Raw genomic sequence first — 2321 nt, forward strand, 5'->3', positions numbered from 1 at the left:
GCACCCTGCCCAACGCGGCCACCGGCCCGATCGGCCGCACCGAGGCGCTCGCCCGCTCGCCGCGCATCAAGATCGAGACCCCGGCGCTCGCCGGCTCGGTCGCCCTCAAGGGCGGCCGCATCGACGACATCTCGCTGAAGAACTACCACGAGACCGTCGACGACAAGAGCCCCGAGATCGTCCTGCTGTCGCCGGCCGGCACCGAGGCGCCGTACTACGCCGAGTTCGGCTGGGTCGGCGCCAACGCGGGCCCGCTGCCGACCAACGACACGGTTTGGACCGCCGACGGGCAGACGCTGGGCGTGAACATGCCGGTGACGCTGTCGTGGGACAACGGCGCGGGCCTCGTGTTCAAGCGCATCCTCGCCGTCGACGACAAGTACATGTTCACGGTCCGCGACGAGGTCGAGAACAAGGGTGCGAACGCGGTCACGCTCTTTCCCTACAGCCTCGTCTCGCGCTGGGGTAAGCCGCACACCCAGGGCTACTACGTGCTCCACGAGGGCATGATCGGCGTGCTCGGCGGCGACGGCCTGCAGGAATACACCTACGACCACCTCGCCAAGGAGCCCGCCTACGGCGGCGCCAACACCAAGGGCAAGGCGTGGGCGAACGTCACCGGCGGCTTCGTCGGCATCACCGACAAGTACTGGGCCGCCGCCGCGATCCCCGACCAGGGCGCGGCCTACACCGGCGCGTTCACCGAGCGCACCGACGGCGCGACCAAGATCTACCAGGCCAGCGTGCGCGGCGACGGCCGCAGCGTCGAACCCGGCGCCACCGCCTCGACCACCCAGCGCCTGTTCGCCGGCGCCAAGGAGGTCAACACGATCAACGGCTACGAGAAGAACCTCGGCATCAAGCAGTTCGACCTCATGATCGACTGGGGCTGGTTCCACTTCATCACCAAGCCGATGTTCCGGGCGCTGGATTTCTTCTTCCACCTCCTCGGCAACTTCGGCGTCGCGATCCTGATCGTGACCTTCTGCCTCAAGCTCCTGTTCCTGCCGATCGCCAACCGCTCCTACGTCTCCATGGCCAAGATGAAGGCCGTGCAGCCCGAGATGGCCTCCATCCGGGAGCGGTACAAAGACGATAAGATGAAGCAGCAACAAGCGATGATGGAGTTGTATAAGAAAGAGAAGATCAATCCCGTCGCCGGCTGCTGGCCGGTGCTGGTGCAGATCCCGGTCTTCTTCGCGCTGTACAAGGTGCTGTTCATCACCATCGAGATGCGCCACGCGCCGTTCTTCGGCTGGATTCAGGACCTCGCCGCGCCCGATCCGACCAGCATCGTCAACCTGTTCGGCCTGCTGCCGTTCGCGGCGCCCGACTTCGTCCACCTCGGCATCTGGCCGATCATCATGGGTGTGACGATGTTCGTGCAGATGAAGATGAACCCCGCCCCGCCGGATCCAGTGCAGGCGCAGATCTTTACATTCATGCCGATCGTCTTCACCTTCATGCTCGGCTCTTTCCCGGCCGGACTTGTGATCTATTGGGCTTGGAACAACACACTTTCGGTGACGCAGCAATACGTCATCATGCGCCGCAACGGTGTGAAGGTGGAGCTGTGGGACAACCTGCGGAACACGTTCAAGCGCGGCAGCAAGACCGCGCCGGCGAAGAGCTGACGTGACACAGCAGGAGCAAGAGGACGCAGCGCTCGCCGAGAGCGGGCGCCTGCTGTTCGCAGGCGCCGCCGACTTCGTCGCCGCGGCGCCCTCACTCGGCACGTTGCCGGCGATGGACGGCGTCGAGATTGCTTTCGCCGGCCGTTCGAACGTCGGCAAGTCGAGCCTCGTCAACGCGCTCACTGGGCGCAACACGCTCGCGCGCACCTCGCACACGCCGGGGCGGACCCAGCAGCTCAACTTCTTCCGGATCGGCGAGCGGCTTACGCTGGTCGACATGCCGGGCTATGGCTACGCCGCGGTCGGCAAGGAGAAGGTCGAGGCCTGGACCGACCTGATCCACGCCTACCTCAAGGGCCGCGCCAACCTTGCGCGGGTCTTCATGCTGATCGATTCCCGCCACGGGCTGAAGGGCATCGACACCGACGTGCTCGACGGGCTCGACAAGGCGGCAGTGAGCTACCAGATCGTGCTGACGAAGGGCGACGCCCTGAAGAAGTCCGAAATCGACGCGCGGATCGCCGGCATCCAGGCTGCGCTCGCCCGGCGCCCGGCGGCCTACCCGCAGATCCTGCTGACCTCGAGTCGCGACGACCGCGGCGTGCCGGAGCTTCGGGCCGCCGTCGCCCGGCTGATGGCCGAGCGCGGCGCGTGACGCCGACCTCGGCGGACCGCGCCCTCGTCGCC

General features: G+C 66.4%; 2 protein-coding genes. Both read left to right on the forward strand.

Translation table 11 applies throughout. The features are described from left to right. The coding region (gene yidC / locus FV222_RS23500; protein WP_147815776.1) for a membrane protein insertase YidC at positions 1-1634 on the forward strand (1634 nt) is incomplete at its 5' end. Position 1635: 1 nt separating this feature from the next. Then, on the forward strand, positions 1636-2289 hold the full coding sequence (gene yihA / locus FV222_RS23505) for a ribosome biogenesis GTP-binding protein YihA/YsxC (protein ID WP_147750177.1): 654 nt from the start codon (positions 1636-1638) through the stop codon (positions 2287-2289). Positions 2290-2321 lie beyond the last annotated feature (32 nt).

This window comes from Methylobacterium sp. WL103, assembly GCF_008039885.1.
Classification (GTDB): Bacteria; Pseudomonadota; Alphaproteobacteria; order Rhizobiales; family Beijerinckiaceae; genus Methylobacterium; species Methylobacterium cerastii.